General features: G+C 57.4%; 19 protein-coding genes. 11 read left to right on the top strand and 8 right to left on the bottom strand.

What is annotated here, in order from left to right; genetic code table 11:
• Positions 1 to 18 precede the first annotated feature (18 nt).
• The 3 genes from CDA56_RS16335 to cybB all read right to left on the bottom strand — a co-directional run bounded on the left by CDA56_RS16335 (position 19) and on the right by cybB (position 2,131).
• A complete protein-coding gene (locus tag CDA56_RS16335; protein WP_103814212.1) occupies positions 19 to 1,137 on the bottom strand; it encodes an S-(hydroxymethyl)glutathione dehydrogenase/class III alcohol dehydrogenase in 1,119 nt (372 codons plus the stop codon).
• Positions 1,138 to 1,159: 22 nt separating this feature from the next.
• A complete protein-coding gene (locus tag CDA56_RS16330; protein WP_004101746.1) occupies positions 1,160 to 1,435 on the bottom strand; it encodes a metal/formaldehyde-sensitive transcriptional repressor in 276 nt (91 codons plus the stop codon).
• 168 nt (positions 1,436 to 1,603) lie between these two features.
• Entirely contained in the window at positions 1,604 to 2,131 is a 528-nt protein-coding gene (gene cybB / locus CDA56_RS16325; RefSeq protein WP_064375231.1) for a cytochrome b561, read from the bottom strand.
• 225 nt (positions 2,132 to 2,356) lie between these two features.
• Here cybB and CDA56_RS16320 point away from each other — a divergent pair, with 225 nt between their 5' ends.
• Both CDA56_RS16320 and CDA56_RS30950 read left to right on the top strand, forming a co-directional pair.
• Positions 2,357 to 2,599, top strand: a complete 243-nt coding sequence (locus tag CDA56_RS16320) for a DinI family protein (protein ID WP_004101739.1) — start codon at positions 2,357 to 2,359, stop codon at positions 2,597 to 2,599.
• 21 nt (positions 2,600 to 2,620) lie between these two features.
• Entirely contained in the window at positions 2,621 to 2,785 is a 165-nt protein-coding gene (locus CDA56_RS30950; RefSeq protein WP_004850538.1) for a hypothetical protein, read from the top strand.
• Between the two features lie 120 nt (positions 2,786 to 2,905).
• On the opposite strand, the gene CDA56_RS16315 is transcribed toward CDA56_RS30950, so the two are convergent.
• Positions 2,906 to 3,103 carry a hypothetical protein gene (locus CDA56_RS16315; RefSeq protein WP_048263583.1) on the bottom strand — a complete coding sequence of 66 codons (198 nt, stop codon included), beginning with the start codon at positions 3,101 to 3,103 and terminating at the stop codon, positions 2,906 to 2,908.
• A gap of 291 nt (positions 3,104 to 3,394) precedes the next feature.
• On the opposite strand from CDA56_RS16315, the gene ydfZ reads away from it, so the two are divergent.
• Entirely contained in the window at positions 3,395 to 3,598 is a 204-nt protein-coding gene (ydfZ, locus tag CDA56_RS16310) for a putative selenium delivery protein YdfZ (RefSeq protein WP_004850536.1), read from the top strand.
• A 65-nt stretch (positions 3,599 to 3,663) separates the two neighbouring features.
• Here ydfZ and CDA56_RS16305 read toward each other — a convergent pair whose 3' ends face one another.
• Both CDA56_RS16305 and CDA56_RS16300 read right to left on the bottom strand, forming a co-directional pair.
• On the bottom strand, positions 3,664 to 4,635 hold the full coding sequence (locus CDA56_RS16305; protein ID WP_014229205.1) for a GGDEF domain-containing protein: 972 nt from the start codon (positions 4,633 to 4,635) through the stop codon (positions 3,664 to 3,666).
• A 132-nt stretch (positions 4,636 to 4,767) separates the two neighbouring features.
• Positions 4,768 to 5,691, bottom strand: a complete 924-nt coding sequence (locus CDA56_RS16300; RefSeq protein ID WP_162557344.1) for a LysR family transcriptional regulator — start codon at positions 5,689 to 5,691, stop codon at positions 4,768 to 4,770.
• A gap of 89 nt (positions 5,692 to 5,780) precedes the next feature.
• On the opposite strand from CDA56_RS16300, the gene CDA56_RS16295 reads away from it, so the two are divergent.
• The gene (locus CDA56_RS16295) at positions 5,781 to 6,275 is read left to right on the top strand and encodes a GNAT family N-acetyltransferase (protein WP_014838362.1); all 495 of its coding nucleotides are present in this window, start codon (positions 5,781 to 5,783) and stop codon (positions 6,273 to 6,275) included.
• 255 nt (positions 6,276 to 6,530) lie between these two features.
• Positions 6,531 to 7,529 carry a type I glyceraldehyde-3-phosphate dehydrogenase gene (gene gap / locus CDA56_RS16290; protein WP_004850532.1) on the top strand — a complete coding sequence of 333 codons (999 nt, stop codon included), beginning with the start codon at positions 6,531 to 6,533 and terminating at the stop codon, positions 7,527 to 7,529.
• A gap of 165 nt (positions 7,530 to 7,694) precedes the next feature.
• Here the strand turns inward: gap and aldA are convergent, their stop codons facing one another.
• Positions 7,695 to 9,134, bottom strand: a complete 1,440-nt coding sequence (gene aldA, locus CDA56_RS16285; RefSeq protein WP_032693447.1) for an aldehyde dehydrogenase — start codon at positions 9,132 to 9,134, stop codon at positions 7,695 to 7,697.
• Between the two features lie 271 nt (positions 9,135 to 9,405).
• Positions 9,406 to 10,197 (bottom strand): YdcF family protein, encoded by a 792-nt coding sequence (locus CDA56_RS16280; RefSeq protein ID WP_032749261.1) that lies wholly within the window; start codon positions 10,195 to 10,197, stop codon positions 9,406 to 9,408.
• Between the two features lie 411 nt (positions 10,198 to 10,608).
• Here CDA56_RS16280 and CDA56_RS16270 point away from each other — a divergent pair, with 411 nt between their 5' ends.
• The 6 genes from CDA56_RS16270 (at position 10,609) to CDA56_RS16245 (ending at position 17,301) form a co-directional block, all read left to right on the top strand.
• On the top strand, positions 10,609 to 11,883 hold the full coding sequence (locus CDA56_RS16270) for a Glu/Leu/Phe/Val family dehydrogenase (protein WP_014229200.1): 1,275 nt from the start codon (positions 10,609 to 10,611) through the stop codon (positions 11,881 to 11,883).
• Between the two features lie 175 nt (positions 11,884 to 12,058).
• Complete coding sequence (locus CDA56_RS16265; protein ID WP_014229199.1) at positions 12,059 to 12,490, top strand: MarR family winged helix-turn-helix transcriptional regulator; 432 nt, start codon at positions 12,059 to 12,061, stop codon at positions 12,488 to 12,490.
• A complete protein-coding gene (locus CDA56_RS16260) occupies positions 12,490 to 14,142 on the top strand; it encodes an MFS transporter (protein ID WP_014229198.1) in 1,653 nt (550 codons plus the stop codon). Before CDA56_RS16265 ends, CDA56_RS16260 begins: the two co-directional genes overlap by 1 nt.
• 22 nt (positions 14,143 to 14,164) lie before the next feature.
• The gene (locus CDA56_RS16255) at positions 14,165 to 15,250 is read left to right on the top strand and encodes an HlyD family secretion protein (RefSeq protein WP_025107914.1); all 1,086 of its coding nucleotides are present in this window, start codon (positions 14,165 to 14,167) and stop codon (positions 15,248 to 15,250) included.
• Positions 15,247 to 16,626, top strand: a complete 1,380-nt coding sequence (locus tag CDA56_RS16250) for an efflux transporter outer membrane subunit (protein ID WP_025107915.1) — start codon at positions 15,247 to 15,249, stop codon at positions 16,624 to 16,626. The genes CDA56_RS16255 and CDA56_RS16250 overlap by 4 nt, the downstream gene beginning before the upstream one ends.
• A gap of 15 nt (positions 16,627 to 16,641) precedes the next feature.
• Positions 16,642 to 17,301, top strand: coding sequence for an O-methyltransferase (locus CDA56_RS16245; protein WP_014229195.1), 660 nt, complete (start codon positions 16,642 to 16,644; stop codon positions 17,299 to 17,301).
• Positions 17,302 to 17,307: the final 6 nt, after the last annotated feature.

The raw sequence follows: 17,307 nt of genomic DNA, 5'->3' as shown, positions 1-17,307 counted from the left end.
TATTTTTCACCAGGAAAATCAATTCTCGCCGAAATGAATGACGGTACGAATGGATTTACCTTCATGCATCAGATCAAACGCTTCGTTGATTTGATCCAGCGGCATACGGTGGGTAATAAACGGATCGAGGCGAATTTTCCCCGCCATCGCCTCTTCAACCATTCCCGGCAGCTGGGTACGCCCTTTCACGCCGCCGAACGCGGAGCCGCGCCAGACGCGCCCGGTGACCAGCTGGAATGGGCGGGTTTTAATCTCCTGGCCCGCGCCGGCAACGCCGATGATGACGCTTTCGCCCCAGCCTTTGTGGCAGCACTCCAGCGCCGCGCGCATCACGTTGACGTTACCGATACACTCGAAGCTAAAGTCGACGCCGCCGTCGGTGAGTTCAACAATCACATCCTGAACCGGCTTATCGTAATCATTCGGGTTGATAAAGTCGGTCGCGCCCATCCCTTTCGCGAGGGTGAATTTTTCCGGGTTGGTATCCACCGCCAGAATGCGCCCGGCTTTCGCCTGTACCGCGCCCTGGATCACCGCCAGGCCGATCCCGCCGAGGCCGAAGACGGCGACGGTATCGCCCTCTTTTACTTTCGCCGTATTGTGCACCGCGCCGATGCCGGTAGTGACGCCGCAGCCCAGCAGGCAGACTTTATCCAGCGGCGCCTGCGGGTTCACTTTTGCCAGCGAAATTTCGGCCACTACGGTGTATTCGCTGAAGGTGCTGGTCCCCATATAGTGATAAATCGGTTCACCGTTATAGGAGAAACGGGTGGTGCCGTCCGGCATCAGGCCTTTACCCTGAGTGGCGCGCACCGCCTGGCAGAGGTTAGTTTTGCCGGATTTACAGAACTTACACTCGCGGCATTCGGCGGTATACAGAGGAATAACGTGGTCGCCCGGCTGCAGGCTGGTCACGCCTTCCCCCACTTCGACGACAATCCCGCCGCCTTCATGGCCCAGTACCGCCGGGAAAACGCCTTCCGGATCGTCGCCTGAGAGGGTAAAGGCATCGGTGTGGCATACGCCGGTATGGGTGATTTTGACCAGCACTTCGCCTTTTTTCGGCGGCGCGACGTCAATCTCAACGATTGAAAGCGGCTGGCCTGGGCCAAACGCGACGGCTGCACGTGATTTCATATCTCTCTTCCTCGTGGTGATTTTATTTTAAATAGGACCGTAGCAGATGCCCGACTTCCGCCATTCTGGCGGCGCGCTGGTCTGGCGTCGTTTCGCCGCTGACCAGTTCATCCTGCAGATGAATTTCAACCATCTCTCCCATCAGGCCGTTGGCGGCGCCGCGAATTGAGGCGATTTGTTGCAGAATGGTCATACAGGGTTCGCCGGATTCCAGCGCCCGCTCGAGCGCTTCAACCTGGCCACGGATGCGCCTTACCCGACTGAGGGCACGCTTTTTATCTTCAGGTGAATGTGGCATGGTGACGCCCTCCATATCATATAGGGGGGTATACTATATTTATTGTTGCCATGAGGCAAATGGCTTCGCCGCTTTAACCGTAGCATAGCGGCGAGAATTTGCGCTTAGCGGAAGTTGAGGCCCCGAAGAATGAGACAAAAAAACCCGCCGAAGCGGGTTTATCGAGGTTTAACGCCTGCGCGGCATCATCCTCAGCAGCGTGTTATCTTTCCAGAAGTAGTGGTGTAACAGCGCCGCCAGCGCGTGCAGGCCAATGATAAAGTAGCCGGTATTGGCCAGCAGCTCGTGCCACGCTTTCAGGGTATCCACCAGCTCAAAGTTGCTTTCCGCCGCGTGCGGCATGATCAGGCCAAACGCGAACCACGGGTTACCGCGGTAGTACATCATGACCATGCCGATGGCCGGCAGCGCGATAAACAGCAGATAGATAACCAGATGCCCCAGATGAGCGAAGCCGGTCATCATCGGCGACGGCTTAGGCACAATTGGCGGCGCCGGGGATTTGAGACGCACCAACAGGCGCACCACCATCAGAACAAAAATAGAAATCCCGCAGGAGACGTGAATCATATTGATGGCGGGTCGCGCGCTGCGGGGGAAAAAGCCCCGCAGCTCCATCGCCGCGTAAGCGCCTATCACTAAAAGAAACACCAGCCAGTGGATGCCAATTTGCAGGCCAGAATATTTATCGCGCATGAGAAACCCTTAATAAAACGGTGATATCGCCAACATAAACACCTTTTATTAAAAATTCATTAACTTTTACGTACTTATAAAAAAACAATTGTCGGTTTCACGCATTTAATGCAAAAGCGGCGAGTTATCCCCGGCGCAGGAATACGGGGAACGTATACCTCGGCCTTGACGCTGTATATAATCACAGTACAATACTCCCTGCTATTATCATCAACGGGATAAAAAATGTTCGTAGAGCTGATTTATGACAAAAGAAATTTCGAGGGATTGGCCGGCGCTAAAGAGATCATTCTTAATGAACTGACGAAGCGAGTGCATCGCATTTTTCCCGATGCCGACGTCCGCGTTAAGCCGATGATGACCCTGGCTTCCATCAATACTGACGCCAGCAAGCACGAGAAGGAGCAGATCAGCCGCGCCGTGCAGGAGATGTTCGAAGAAGCCGATATGTGGATGCAGGAAGATTAACGGACGAGTGTTGAGGAAACGATGAACACTTTCAGCATAATAGCCATCCCCCTCTTTGCCGCAGCGGTGGTGATGTTGACGTTGGGGGCGACCCGGAAAAACCGTGCCTGCGCTATCGTCGGCGGCGTTTTGATGGCCGCGACCGTGGTTAACGCGGTGACCGGCATGGCGCTACAGGGCGGGTAACAGAATGAGTTTTGTCTGGTACATGGCGCTGATATGCATTGTGATAGCGTATCTTATGATGACCTTCCTCCCCGTTTAATCCCGGGTTTTCGCCTACCCGGGCTTCTTCTACCGGCGGGATCATATCCCCTTGCGCACCAGCGTTGCCGCCTGCATAAAAATCTCGTCCTCGACGCCATCCCCCTTCTGTCTGCCCAGCCTCACCAGTTCTTCAACAATGCTTTCCCGGTTGATTGGCCTCTGGCCAGAGACCAGGCCAATAACCGCCGCGCCAATGGCAAGACCAATCAGCCCCGTTTGCTCTTCTTTGTTCTTCATCGTTCCGCTCCGTTATGCCCGAAAAAAGTTTAGCAGCCGCATCAGCGACTGCAACCCGGGCCTCCACGGGGGTTGATACCCGCGGAATCGTCTTCAAAAGCAGTACGGATTCCGGGTCAGGCAAAGCCTGTCTCCGGCTCGTTAGCCCGTTGAGGGACGCTAAAAAGTGTGAAGTTGATCAAAAACAACAAAATGACGGGCCGAGAGGCGTATTGGTATTACGTCCGCGCCGGGGGCAGCCCGGCGCGAGAAGCGATTGTTACCACCCGATGATTAAAAGGAGAAATCAGCATGATCACTTACGATCGTAACCGCAATCCTATTACTAACGGCAGCCAGGTGATGATTAACGGGACGGGTAAAACCGGTAAAATTATCGCTATCCACGCGACGGGCTTAACGCCAGCCCAGCTGCGCCGTAATAAGACAGTCGAAGTGGAAGGGACGGAAGGTAAGTTCGAGCCCGTTGAACTGATCCGCCTTGGTCTCCACTAAGGAAGCGCAAGCCGCCGCGGCATCAGCCAGACGCCGAATATCGGCTGGCGACGCCGGGCGGTTCCCTACCGGCGCTCGGCGCCATGGCTGGTCTTCGCCTGATACATGCGCCGGTCCGCCACCGCAACGATCTCATTGAGGCTATGATGCGTTGCAGGGTCGTATTCAACGCAGCCCCAGGAAAAGGCCAGCTGCCACGGATTGCCCGCCTGTTGATTATACTCAGCAACGTTATTGCTTAGCTGCGCCATCGCGATGCCCGCCGCCTGCTGGGCAGTATTAGCAAGCAGGATAATAAACTCATCTCCGCCCTGCCTGGCAATGATATCCGACTCCCGGAAGGTGGCTTTCATCAAATCAGCCATCGCCGTCAGGGCTTTATCCCCCTGTTCATGACCCCAGGTATCGTTAATCAGCTTAAAGCGATCGAGATCGATAAATACGAGGCTCGCCGGTTCATTGCGCCGCCTGGCCGTCAGCAGCGCGTACTCCGCTAACGACATAAAACCCCGGCGGTTGAACAACCCCGTCAGCTCATCGGCGGTCGCCGCGTCGAGCACCTTGAATTCATCTTCAACGATGGCGGCCAGGTCGCTTAATATTTGTATCTCATGCACGGAAAAGGCGCGCGGCTTGTGGTCCATCAGGCAGAACGCGCCGACCGTCGCGCCGTCAGGCAGCTGTACCGGGTATCCGGCATAAAAGCGGATAAAAGGCGCTTCCGTGACCAGCGGGTTATCGTGAAAGCGCAGATCCTGCTGCAGGTCATTAACGATTAAAGGGTCGGTCTGCAGGATAGTATGCGCGCAGAACGTGATATCCCTCGGCAGGGTATCGACTTCAAGTCCGGCGCAGGATTTAACATGCAGGGTATTTTCTCCCACGAGGCTAACCGACGCCACCGGCAGATCGTAGAGCGTACGCGCAAGCCGGGTCAGGCGATCGAAACGCTCTTCTTTTCCGCTATTAAGTAATCCGGATGCCCGCAGCGATTGCAGGCGACGCAGTTCATCGGGATGGAGTCCGGCTAATTTCAATTTTTCTCTCTTACGTTATCAGGATAGATGACGCTGCGCTTATCACTGAAGCGCGCATCAGGCTGTTAACAGACGATTCACATTTGTTGTCTCATGAGTTAAGCATATTTCGCTGACTCGTCAAACGAGACATCAGGTTCGTTCCGTCGCGGCCCACTCCCTCAGCCTCTCTTTCAGCCACTGGCTCGCGCCGCGCTGCCCGCTCCGCTTGTGGGAATAAATTTTCACTTCAAACGGCGGAACCTCAAACGGTAATTCAAAGACCTTCAGCGTCGCCGCGTCAGTCATTTTTGCCGCGGCAGAGCGCGGTATCGCCATAAGCAGTTCACTTTGCGCAATAATAGCTGGCGCGCTCAGCATAGAGGGGGTTTTGATGGTGATATGCCGCGAGAAGCCCATTTTCGCAAGCTGCACGTCGAGAACGCCCTGGCTTTCATTCCACGGGGTGACTACCAGATGCTGTGCTGCCAGGTAGTCCGTCAGCGTGAGCCGGGATCGCCTGGCGCTGCTTATCGCAACATAATCATCTTTCAGCCAGCAAATCTCATCCAGCTCCGGATGCTCTGCTTCATCCAGCGCGCTAAATCCCAGCGCTAAATCCACCTCGCCGGCCAGCAGTTCCGTCAGCGCCGGGCTGTGCGGCAGATAGCGCAGTTCGAAACGCAGGCCTGGCGCCTGTTGCTGTAGCCTGGGCATCAGCGTCGGGAAAACGCACTGCGCGGTGAAGTCCGTGATCGCTATCTGTAGGCAGTCGGTACTGGCTGAGGCAACAAACTTCGGCTGCGGAGTAAGCTCCTGATCTAAAAACTTGAGCGCCGAAGCGATGGAAGGCGCGAGCTGGGTGGCGTATACGCTGGGGCACATACGATGACCTTCGCGATAGAAAAGCGGGTCGTTGAGCGCGGCGCGCAGTCTGGATAGCGCGTGGCTTAACGCTGATGTGCTCATCGCCAGCTCTTCCGCCGCCAGGCGCACCGAACGATAGCGGTAGACCGCCTCAAATACCGGCAGCAGATTCAAATCAAGACGGCGAAGCGCAGGATGCATAATATTCATCATTGGGTGATTTCATTGCACTTAATTCTTCTAACCTTAACGTTTATGCTTGGCGGTATCAAACTCACGATGGCACAACAGGTACTCCAATGAATATGACCATTCGTCAGGCCCGCCCGGCGGACGCAAAAGCAATTTATGACATGATTTACGAGCTTGCGGTTTATGAAAAAGCGCCGGAGCAGGTGGTCACCACGGTAGATGAAATCCAGGCATCGCTTTTCGCCAGCGACAGCAAAACGGAAGCGCTAATCTGCGAGATTGACAATAAGGTTGCCGGGTACGCGGTGTTCTTCACCAGCTATTCCACCTGGCTCGGTCGAAACGGCATCTATATGGAAGATCTGTACGTCACTCCCGAATTTCGCGGTCGCGGCGCTGGAAAAGCGCTATTGCGAACCATCGCTCAGCTGGCGGTAAAAAGAGAGTGCGGTCGCCTGGAGTGGAGCGTGCTCGACTGGAACCAGCCGGCCATTGATTTTTATCTGAGCATTGGCGCCGTTGCGCAAAGTGAGTGGGTTCGCTATCGCCTTGACGGCGCCGCGCTTGCCGCTTTTGCTGAACGGGGCGGGAACGCCGAATAATCGGCCACCCGGCGGGCCCTTCCCGGGCCCATCTTTTCAACCCCTTGCCAATATGCCCGCGGCGTATAAAGCTGAAACAAAAAATTATTAACCCTTAATGCCCCGTCCACAACCCGCCGAATTTATTCACTTTTCCGTACGCGTTTTTATCAGCATTTAACGGCGCCGGAAAAATCGTTGGTTGCCCTATTCCGCCAGCTGAACTAAGCCTGGAGAAGTTTTCACCTGACAGTTCAACTGACCTGGAGATTCTTCATGAGTAAACTCGGGATTAATGGATTTGGGCGTATTGGACGTTTAGTACTGCGCCGATTACTGGAGGTTAATAGTCCTTTAGAGGTCGTCGCTATCAACGACCTCACCTCCCCCAAGGTACTGGCCTACCTGCTTAAGCATGATTCTAACTACGGACCTTTCCCGTGGAGCGTCGATTTTACTGAAGATGCGCTTATCGTTGACGGCAAAAAAATTACCGTTTATGCCGAAAAAGAGGCTCAGCATATTCCGTGGAAAGCGGTCGGTGCCGAGCTGATCGTCGAGTGTACGGGTTTTTATACCTCCGCGGAAAAAGCGCAAGCTCATCTGACCGCCGGCGCTAAAAAAGTGCTTATCTCCGCGCCCGCTGGCGATATGAAAACCATTGTCTATAACGTTAACGACGACACGCTGGAGGCAAACGATACGATTATTTCCGTGGCCTCCTGCACCACCAACTGCCTGGCGCCGATGGCGAAAGTGCTGAATGACGCCTTTGGTATTAAGGTGGGGACCATGACCACGATTCACGCCTATACCGGTACGCAATCGCTGGTTGACGGCCCCCGCGGCAAAGATCTACGCGCTTCCCGCGCGGCGGCGGAAAATATCATTCCGCATACAACCGGGGCGGCGAAAGCTATCGGGCTGGTTATTCCAGCGCTTAGCGGCAAGCTGAAGGGCCACGCCCAGCGCGTGCCGACGAAAACCGGGTCGGTGACTGAGCTGGTGTCGGTGCTGGAGAAAAAGGTCTCCGCCGAAGAAGTCAATCAGGCGATGAAAAACGCGGCGACGAACAACGAATCATTCGGTTACACCGAAGAGGAGATCGTCTCGTCGGACGTGATTGGCAGCCATTTCGGTTCCATTTATGACGCCACGCAGCTGGAGATTGCCGAGGTTGGCGATCTCCAGCTGGTGAAAACCGTCTCCTGGTACGATAACGAGTATGGCTTCGTTACCCAGCTTATCCGCGTACTGGATAAGTTCGCCAAATAAATCCCGGGGGCGGCTGACGCCTTGCCCAGGCTACAGGTACGTGCGGCCTGCGTTTGGGTAGCCCGGGTAAGGCGTCAGCCGCGACCCGGGAGGCGGTCTGCGGGCTGGGTAGCCCGGACAGATGCGCAGCATCGTCTCCGGGAAGCCCACCGGTTCTCTGCTGACTCAGGCCTGCAGATAGACTACCTGGGTTTGCAGATACTCATTCAGACCATGACGCCCGTCGGCGCCGCCGATGCCCGATTTACGCCATCCGGCATGGAAACCCTGCATCGCTTCGAAGTTCTCGCGGTTAATATAGGTTTCACCAAACTTCAACCCTTTGATCGCCTTCATCGCGACGTTCAAATCGCGGGTATAGATTGACGACGTCAGCCCGTAATCGCTATCGTTGGCCATCGCCAGCGCCTCTTCAAGGGTATCAAACGCCACCACCGGCAGCACCGGACCGAACGTCTCTTCATGCACGATATCCATCTCCTGGCGCACGTCCAGCAGCAGCGTCGGCGGATAGAAATAGCCCTTACCCGTCACCGCTTTCCCACCCAGGACGACGCGCGCGCCCTGGGCCACCGCTTTCGCCACCTTCTGCTCCACGCGCTCCAGCGCGGCGGCGTTAATCAACGGCCCCATTGCGATATCGTCGCGAGACGCCGGATCGCCAAACTGCACCGCCTTCAGCGCTTCGCCCAGACGGTTAACGAAGCGATCGTAAATGCCCTTTTGCACATATACGCGCTCAACGCAGTTACACACCTGCCCGCTATTAATTACGCGAGAATCCACCACTGCCTTAACCGCCAGCTCAAGATCCGCATCGTCCATCACGATAGCGGGCGCTTTACCGCCCAGCTCCAGACACACTTTGGTGATGTTTTTCGCCGCCGCGGCCATAATCTTCTCGCCCGCGGCAACGCTGCCGGTCATGCTGACCATCGCCACTTTCGGATTGCTCGCCAGCTCCTGGCCCACGGTTTCGCCGCGCCCCAGCACCAGGTTAAAGACCCCTTTCGGCAGGCCGATATCATGGACGATTTGCGCAAAAGCGATGGCGTTATTCGGCGTAAATTCACTCGGTTTAATCACGATGGTATTACCGGTAATGAGCGCCGGCGCCAGCTTGCGGGCAATCAGGAAGAACGGAAAATTCCACGGCAGAATGCCGGTGGTCACGCCCAGCGCGCGCTTGAATACCAGAATATTTTCCCCCGGCCGGTCGCTCTGTACAATTTCACCTTCATAACGGCGCGCCCATTCGGCCATATAATCCAGATAATCGGCGGTAAAGGAGACCTCCACCGCGGCCAGCTGCTGTATTTTTCCGCCCTCGGCGACGATCAGCGCGGCGATCTCCTCGGCCCGCTCGCGGATACCGGCAGCGATTTTGCGCAGCCACCCCGCTCGTTCAATCGCCGGCAGGGCTTCCCAGCCAGGCTGCGCGCGCTCAGCGGCCAGAATCGCGCGCCGGGCATCTTCCGCGCTGCCGTCGGGAATACGCGAAAGCAGCGCTTCCGTCGCCGGATTGATCACATCAATCCATGCATCACCGCGGCCGGGTTCAAACTGGCCGTCAATATACATAGGGTGTTGAACGGGTGCTGTCATGGTCTGCTCCTCAGGATTATTGTTTTTAACAGGTGAACTAGATGTTAAAAATTATCGCCCATCAGGCAAAGGGACAGCATGAGCGCTTGTTTTTGTGAGATATTTCATAAAAACGGAGCAATCCGGGGCGTAAAAAATCACAATTCAATAACAGATGATGCCCGTTTGCGATATCGCTAACGCAAACGGGCAGGATGAGAGTTACCGGCTAATAGGTCCTGCGTTCGAAGGGGAAATGCGGGCTGGCTATCATGGCATGCCGCGCCATTCCCTAAGCCAGCTGACGCGCGCTTAGCGCATCGGAGAGCAGGCGGTCGTCGCGCAGCGTCTGCCACGCCTGAGCGATGTGCGGCGGAATATCCACATGAGCGATAAATCCCTTACCCAGGGGGCCGTAGCCCTGCGGGTTATCCGCCAGCCGCGGCAGTTCACCGAGGATTAGCGCCAGATAGCGCCCCACCGGCCACAGACCCGCCTCTTTCCCGCTGAACGTGACGCCGTCACGCCCGTTACACAACACCGGTGAACAGCCCGGCGCGCTGTACCACGTCGGCGCACGCGGGTCGTCTTGCCAGACGCGGGCAAATGTCGCCATCGTTCGCCGCTGCATGGTCGGATCCTGAACCACCACGCCCGTACGGTGCGCAATGCCGTTGTGCTCCAGCATCTGCCGGGTAAAGCGCGCGTTCTCGCCGCAGTTGGTGGAGCGGTCTTCCACCACGATTCGTTGGCGCGGAATCGCCCAGAACTGATGGGCAATGTCGGCCAGAATATGCGCCTCGGCGCGATCGTCTACCGGAATGGTGCGGTAGCGCGGGTCATTCAACACCGACTGGTATAAAAACGAGGTGGAGTGGCCGATACCGCCGCTGATCAGCAGAGGAACGGCGTGATGCGCCGCCAGCCGGCAGGCGAAATCAATGGTCGGGATCACCGCATTGCCTGCCAGCACCACCAGCTCTATTTGCGGATCCTGCGGTAAATCATCCTGCGCCAGCCAGGCCCCCAGCTGGTTCGCCGCGGCCAGTACCGCCTCCGGCAGCGATGGAAAATGCTCTGACATGTTCTCTCCTTTTAGCGTTCTTAGCCTGACATTATCGGCCACCATCTTAGACGGTACAGCGTACTTTGGGGTAATAAAGTGCGAACAGAACACCCACGCCCGTTAAGCAACAAAGTCAACACATATACATAGCGTTTTATTCACTTTTTGAAGAGGGTCAAGATTCTGATAAATAGAGATAAAGGGTCACAACTACGGCTTTAATGCACAAAGGTGCATATTCATCCATTGATGGCCTTGTTTTCCGTTTTTTTATTCATAAAAAGCCGAACCCCAGCCGCAACGACAGCATATTCTGCATTTTTGCCAAATACCGTCCCATTAAATTGGTGATAACATTCTCGTTACAGAGTTTATAGCTGTACCTTTCCACGGTTAACAAAATAATTATCACTGCGAAACAGGACTCTTATGGAAAAGTTATCTTACGCTTCTGAAAGTAGTACATCTCCATGGACCACCTACCTGCGTCAAATCGATCGCGTTGCGCCCTATCTCGGCGATCTCGCCTACTGGATCGAAACCCTGCGCCATCCGAAACGCGCGCTGATCGTTGATATTCCGGTACAAATGGATGATGGCACTATCCGCCACTTCGAAGGCTACCGCGTCCAGCACAACCTCTCGCGTGGACCGGGTAAAGGCGGCGTGCGCTACCATCCGGATGTCGATTTGAATGAAGTGATGGCGCTTTCAGCCTGGATGACCATCAAGTGTGCGGCAGTCAATATTCCCTACGGCGGCGCCAAGGGCGGTATCCGCGTCGACCCGTTCTCATTATCAGAAGGTGAACTGGAACGTTTGACCCGTCGTTATACCAGCGAGATCGGCATTATCATCGGGCCGCAAAAAGATATTCCGGCGCCGGACGTTGGTACCAACGGTAAAGTGATGGCCTGGATGATGGATACTTACTCCATGAACCACGGCACCACCATCACCGGCGTGGTCACCGGCAAGCCTATTCACCTCGGCGGTTCGCTGGGCCGTGAAAAAGCCACCGGCCGCGGCGTATTCGTCACCGGTCGCGAAGTGGCTCGCCGCAGCGGTATCGAAATCGAGGGTGCCAAAGTCGCGCTGCAGGGTTTTGGTAACGTGGGCAGCGAAGCGGCCCGCCTGTTCGCGGGCGTCGGCGCGCGGATTGTGGTGATTCAGGACCACACCGCCACGCTGTATAACGAGGGCGGCATTGATATGGCCGCGCTGACCGCATGGCAGGCGGAGAACAAGCAAATTGCCGGCTTCCCGGGCGCCCGCGAAATTGACAAAGAAGCGTTCTGGACGACGCCGATGGATATTCTGATCCCGGCGGCGCTGGAAGGTCAGATTACGCGCGAGCGCGCGGAAACCCTCAGTTGCAAACTGGTGCTTGAAGGCGCTAACGGCCCGACCTATCCGGAAGCGGACGACGTGCTGGCCGAGCGCGGCATCGTGGTGGTGCCGGACGTTATTTGTAATGCCGGCGGCGTCACCGTGAGCTACTTCGAATGGGTGCAGGATATGGCCAGCTTCTTCTGGAGCGAAGAAGAGATCAACGCCAAAATGGACCGTATCATGACCGATGCGATCGTTCACGTTTACGAAAAAGCGGTGGAAAAAGCGTGCTCTTTACGTACCGCCGCCTATATCGTGGCCTGTGAGCGAATTCTGATGGCGCGTAAAGATCGCGGTATTTATCCGGGATAATCCCCCTTCTCAGCCCGGTTAATGCCGGGCTGAGATCAGAACTCTCTTCCCCCCTCCCAAAGCATCTTCCACAATAAACGCACATACCGTTAACCTGTTTTTATCAATCAGGCTTGAATTCTCGTTCTGGTCAGGCAAAAATCATTAGAGCTCTAACGATATTGCAGACTGACCTATGGATAACCGACAGCTTAACTTTTCCCATCTTTTATATCTGACCGCCCACCACTGGCGCCTGGCGGTCAACCGTCGGCTCAAGGACCTCGGCATGAGCCAGGCCAGCTGGGTCGCCGTTTCCGCCATCGCGCGCAACGAAAAGCCGCTATCGCAAAGCGAGCTGGCCCAGGAGCTCGGCGTCGAAAGCGCAACTCTCGTACCGCTGCTCAACCGGCTGGTCGATCTCGGTCTGGTCGAGCGGGTGAAAACCGAACGCGACAAGCGTAAACGACTGCTGATCGCTACCGCCAAAGGCCTTGAGGTGTATCAGCAGGTGAAAACGGTGGCCGATGATTTGCGGGAGGAGATCCTTACCGCCATTACCCCCGAAGAGCAGCGGCAGACGCAACGGGTACTGGAGAAGCTGCTGCGCGAGGTTGAGAAAAAATAATGCCGCGTCGTCACGCTAATCCCTATGTTCCTCACGACTGGGCCCCGCACGAAAAACCGGCGATCCTCGGCTCGCCGTCGACCCCCATCCACAGTACGCCAAAACGTATTGCCTACGGGATCGTCGGGCTGCTGGTCTGCCTGACGGGCGCGCTCGGCAACGCGGTGGTGACCGCCAATCTTCAGCTGTTACAGGGTACCTTTGCCGCCTGGTCAACCGAGATTGCCTGGCTCCCGGCGGTCTACGTGATGACCAACGTCTCCATCAACCTGCTGCTGGTGAAGTTTCGCCAGCAGTTCGGCCTGCGCGCTTTTACCGAGGGTTTTCTCGTTCTCTACGTGCTGGTGACCTTTTTCCACCTGTTCGTCAACGACCTCAGTTCAGCGCTGATGGTGCGCGCCGCCCACGGCATGGTAGCCGCAGCGCTAAGCTCGCTGGGGATTTATTATCAGGTGCAGGCCTGGCCCGCCCGCCATCGGCTCAAAGCGCTGACCATCGGCATCACCGGTTCATCCCTGGCGATCCCGCTGGCGCGCCTGTTCTCAACCGAGCTGCTGCAAATCGACGAGTGGCGCGGGCTGTACTTCTTTGAGCTGGGGCTGGCGCTGGTGTCGCTGGCCTGCGTGATTGCCCTCAAGCTGCCGCCAAGCGATCGTAAAAAGGTGTTTGAGAAGAAAGACTTCATCACCTTCTTCCTGCTGGCGCCGGGGATGGCGCTGGTCACCGCGGTGCTGTCGCTGGGACGGCTGGACTGGTGGTTTGAAGCGCCGTGGATCGGCTGGGCGCTGGCGGGCGCGGTGGTGCTGATTGTCTCCGCGATTGCCTTTGAGCATAACCGCAGCAACCCGCTGCTCAATATCAAATGGCTCTCCAGCGGCAGTATTCTGCGCCTCGGGCTGATTATGCTGCTGATCCGCATCGTGCTGGCGGAGCAGAATACCGGCGTTATCGGCTGGCTGCAGTACGTCGGTTTGCAGAATGAACAGATGACCAACCTGGCATGGTCAATTTTTGCCGGGATCGTCTGCGGCATCGTCGCCAGTTGCCTGACGCTCAACCCGCAGCGCCTCTACTGGCCCACCGCCACGGCGCTGGCGTTGATTATGGTTGCCTCGCTGCTCGACAGCCAGTCGACGATCCTCACGCGACCGGAGCAGCTGATGTTCAGCCAGTTTCTGCTGGGCTTCGGCAGCGCCTTTTTCCTCGCCCCGGCGATGCTGGCGGGGATTGGCGGCGTCATTGCCGACCAGCGCAACCTGGTGAGCTTCTCGGTGCTGTTCGGCATGAGCCAGAATATCGGCGGCCTGCTGGGTTCCGCTATTCTCGGCACCTTTCAGACCTGGCGGGAGAAGTTTCACTCCAGCCAGCTCGCCGATCAGCTTACCACGCTCAATCCGCTGATTACCGAGCGTTTGCAGCAGTACAGCCAGATGTATCAAAGCCAGATTGGCGACAGCACGTTGCTCAACGTTCAGGCCACCACGCTGCTGCAAAACGCCGCCACCCTGCAGGCCAATATTCTCGCTTACAATGATACCTATCTGCTGACGGCGGCGATTTCAGCCGCCACGCTGGTATGGGTTTTCTGGCGCTTAATAAGATTACGTATTACCGCTCGTATCGCGCTGAAGCGCGCGACGGGAAGCAAATAAAAATTTTCACTCTGGAGTTATTATGAGTCAGCAGGATGCGGCCAAACAGCAGGCCAATACCCGAAATAATATTCGCATCGTCTCTATTTTTACCGCCGCCGCCATTGGCATCGTTGGCGTACTGGTTATTCTCTACGCCTGGCAGCTGCCGCCGTTTACCCGAGAAAGCCAGTTTACCGATAACGCCTACGTTCGCGGGCAAACTACGTTTATCAGCCCGCAGGTCAACGGTTATATCACCGAGGTTAAGGTCCAGGATTTTAATCAGGTAAAAGCCGGCGACGTGCTGTTTCAAATCGACGACCGCATCTATAAGCAGCGCGTCCATCAGGCGGAAGCTCAGCTGGCGATGAAAGAGGCGGCGCTGAAGAACAATCAGCAGCAGCGTAAAAGCGCCGAAGCGGTCATCACCCGTAACGAAGCGGCGCTGCAAAACGCCCGCGCGCAGAATCTGAAAACCCAGGCGGATTTAAAACGCGTTCAGGAGCTGACCGTCGACGGCTCGCTATCGATTCGCGAACGCGATTCCGCCCGCGCCAGCGCGGCGCAGGGCACCGCGGATATCGAGCAGGCCAAAGCAACGCTGGAGATGTCGCGTCAGGATTTGCAATCAACCATCGTTAATCGTGACTCGCTGCTCGCCGACGTCGCCAATGCGAAAGCCGCGCTGGAGCTGGCGCAGATAGACCTGCAAAACACCCGTATTATCGCGCCGACGGACGGTCAGCTTGGGCAAATCTCCGTTCGCCTTGGCGCATACGTGACCGCCGGGACGCATTTGACCTCGCTGGTGCCGCCGCAGCACTGGCTGATCGCTAACCTGAAAGAGACCCAGCTGGCCCAGGTGCGCGTCGGACAGCCGGTGACCTTTACCGTGGATGCGCTGAACAGCGAGAAATTCACCGGTACGGTGCAGAGCATCTCCCCGGCGACCGGCGTGGAGTTCAGCGCTATTTCGCCGGATAACGCCACCGGTAACTTTGTCAAAATCGCCCAGCGCATTCCGGTACGCATCGCCGTTGATGAGGGGCAGAAAAACGGCCAGCGCCTGCGGCCGGGCATGTCGGTGCAGGTCACCATCGATACCCGTGCGGAGGAGCAGCAATGATCCGTCCGCTCGCTCTCGCCGTTATGCTTGCGCTGGCCGGCTGCCAGTCCGCCGACGTTCAACGGGCCGCGCCCGGGCTGCAGATCCCCGCCGCCTGGCGGGCGGATGTCGGCCCCTCCAGCCCGGTTGAGGGCGTGTGGTGGCGCAACTTCCACGACAGTACGCTCAATCTCTACGTTGACCAGGCGCTACGCTACAACAGCGACGTGCTGATAGCCCGCGAACGGGTCAACGAGTACCAGGCGCGGGCTTACGCCGCCGATAGCAGCCTGTTTCCCTCCCTTGACGCCGGATTGACCGGCACCCGCGCGCGGTCACAGTCGGCCGCTACCGGCCTGCCGGTCCACAGTACGGTGTATAAAGGCGCGCTAACCGCCAGCTACGATGTTGATCTCTGGGGAGTAAACCGCAGCGCCGCCAGCGCGGCGCAAGCCAGCCTGGAGGCGCAAAAGGCGGCTGCCGCAGCGGCGAATCTGACCGTCGCCTCTTCGGTAGCGGCCGGCTATATCACCCTGCTCTCGCTGGATGAACAGCTGCGGGTGACGCAGCAAACGTTAAAATCGCGCGAAGATGCCTTCAACCTGGCGAAGCGCCAGTTTGAGACGGGCTATACCTCACGCCTGGAGCTGATGCAGGCGGACTCCGAACTGCGCTCCACGCGCGCGCAAATTCCGCCGCTGCGCCACCAAATCGCCCAGCAGGAAAATGCGCTCAGCCTTCTGCTCGGCGCCAATCCGGACGCCGTTAAGCGCAACGCGTTCGCGCAGCTGTCGCCGCTATCGCTACCTTCCCAGCTGCCGTCAACCCTGCTCAACCGCCGACCGGATATCGTTCAGGCCCAGCGTCAGCTGGTGGCCGCCGACGCCACCCTGGCGTCATCGCAGGCGCAGCTGCTGCCGTCCATTAACCTTACCGCCACCGGCAGCCTGCAGGATCGCACCCTGCCCGACCTGCTGGATAATCCGCTACGCTTATGGAGCCTCGGCGGCAGCATTCTGGCGCCGCTGCTCAACCGCCAGGCGCTGAATGCCCAGGTGGACGTTTCGATGGCCCAGCGCAATCAGGCGCTGTTTAGCTATGAGAAAACGGTACGCGGCGCGTTTAAAGAGGTGAATGACAGTCTCGATGCCATCGGCCGCTACGGCGAGCAGCTGGCGGAGCTGCAGGCGCAGGAGAAGGTGGCCCAGGAGACACTGCGCATCGCGCAAAACCGCTATCGCAACGGCTACTCCTCCTATCTGGACGTGCTGGACGCCCAGCGCACGCTGTTTTCCACCCAGCTCAGCGTGGTACAGGTAAAAAACAACCTGCTGCTGGCGCAAGTTGATTTGTACCGGTCGCTGGGAGGCGGCTGGTCTGATTCATCAGGGATGTAATACGGGAAATCTGACATGCAACAACAGTGGTCGGCAGTAGATAATTATCTCGTGACAGCGTTAATCCCCACCGATCCGCTACTCAGCCAGGTTCTGGAGAATAACCAGCGCGCCGGGCTTCCGGCTATTGACGTTGCCGCTAATCAGGGGCAGTTTCTGGCCCTGCTGGTGCGCATGACGGGCGCCAGACGCATCCTCGAGATTGGCACGCTCGGCGGCTACAGCACCATCTGGATGGCCCGAGAATTGCCCGCCGATGGCGAATTACTTACCCTGGAGGCCGACGCGCATCATGCCGCCGTCGCCCGCGAGAACCTGCGCCTGGCGGGCGTGGACGATCGCGTTGCGGTGCTGGAAGGCCCGGCGCTGGCCAGCCTCGAAACGCTGGGAGAGCGCCCGCCGTTCGATCTCATTTTTATCGATGCGGATAAGCCCAATAATCCCCACTATCTGCGCTGGGCGTTACGCTATTCCCGTCCGGGGACAGTGATTGTGGGCGATAACGTGGTGCGCGATGGCGAAGTGACGAATCCGGATAGCGCGGATGAGCGGGTGCAGGGCGTCAGAGCGTTTATCGACATGATGGGCAGCGACCCGCGACTGACGGTCACGGCCCTGCAAACCGTGGGCAGCAAAGGCTGGGATGGGTTCACCCTCGCGTGGGTGAACGCCTGACGCTAT

This window comes from Klebsiella michiganensis, assembly GCF_002925905.1.
In the GTDB taxonomy this organism is placed as follows: Bacteria; Pseudomonadota; Gammaproteobacteria; order Enterobacterales; family Enterobacteriaceae; genus Klebsiella; species Klebsiella michiganensis.
Note: the sequence above shows the minus strand (reverse complement) of the source record. Positions and strands in the feature narration are given on the sequence as shown.

Bases quoted from the DNA above. Each gene is read 5' to 3' on its own strand.
- CDA56_RS16335 (WP_103814212.1), bottom strand. From the start codon at position 1,137: ATGAAATCACGTGCAGCCGTCGCGTTTGGCCCAGGCCAGCCGCTTTCA.
- CDA56_RS16330 (WP_004101746.1), bottom strand. From the start codon at position 1,435: ATGCCACATTCACCTGAAGATAAAAAGCGTGCCCTCAGTCGGGTAAGG.
- cybB (WP_064375231.1), bottom strand. From the start codon at position 2,131: ATGCGCGATAAATATTCTGGCCTGCAAATTGGCATCCACTGGCTGGTG.
- CDA56_RS16320 (WP_004101739.1), top strand. From the start codon at position 2,357: ATGTTCGTAGAGCTGATTTATGACAAAAGAAATTTCGAGGGATTGGCC.
- CDA56_RS30950 (WP_004850538.1), top strand. From the start codon at position 2,621: ATGAACACTTTCAGCATAATAGCCATCCCCCTCTTTGCCGCAGCGGTG.
- CDA56_RS16315 (WP_048263583.1), bottom strand. From the start codon at position 3,103: ATGAAGAACAAAGAAGAGCAAACGGGGCTGATTGGTCTTGCCATTGGC.
- ydfZ (WP_004850536.1), top strand. From the start codon at position 3,395: ATGATCACTTACGATCGTAACCGCAATCCTATTACTAACGGCAGCCAG.
- CDA56_RS16300 (WP_162557344.1), bottom strand. From the start codon at position 5,691: ATGAATATTATGCATCCTGCGCTTCGCCGTCTTGATTTGAATCTGCTG.
- CDA56_RS16295 (WP_014838362.1), top strand. From the start codon at position 5,781: ATGAATATGACCATTCGTCAGGCCCGCCCGGCGGACGCAAAAGCAATT.
- gap (WP_004850532.1), top strand. From the start codon at position 6,531: ATGAGTAAACTCGGGATTAATGGATTTGGGCGTATTGGACGTTTAGTA.
- aldA (WP_032693447.1), bottom strand. From the start codon at position 9,134: ATGACAGCACCCGTTCAACACCCTATGTATATTGACGGCCAGTTTGAA.
- CDA56_RS16280 (WP_032749261.1), bottom strand. From the start codon at position 10,197: ATGTCAGAGCATTTTCCATCGCTGCCGGAGGCGGTACTGGCCGCGGCG.
- CDA56_RS16270 (WP_014229200.1), top strand. From the start codon at position 10,609: ATGGAAAAGTTATCTTACGCTTCTGAAAGTAGTACATCTCCATGGACC.
- CDA56_RS16265 (WP_014229199.1), top strand. From the start codon at position 12,059: ATGGATAACCGACAGCTTAACTTTTCCCATCTTTTATATCTGACCGCC.
- CDA56_RS16260 (WP_014229198.1), top strand. From the start codon at position 12,490: ATGCCGCGTCGTCACGCTAATCCCTATGTTCCTCACGACTGGGCCCCG.
- CDA56_RS16255 (WP_025107914.1), top strand. From the start codon at position 14,165: ATGAGTCAGCAGGATGCGGCCAAACAGCAGGCCAATACCCGAAATAAT.
- CDA56_RS16250 (WP_025107915.1), top strand. From the start codon at position 15,247: ATGATCCGTCCGCTCGCTCTCGCCGTTATGCTTGCGCTGGCCGGCTGC.
- CDA56_RS16245 (WP_014229195.1), top strand. From the start codon at position 16,642: ATGCAACAACAGTGGTCGGCAGTAGATAATTATCTCGTGACAGCGTTA.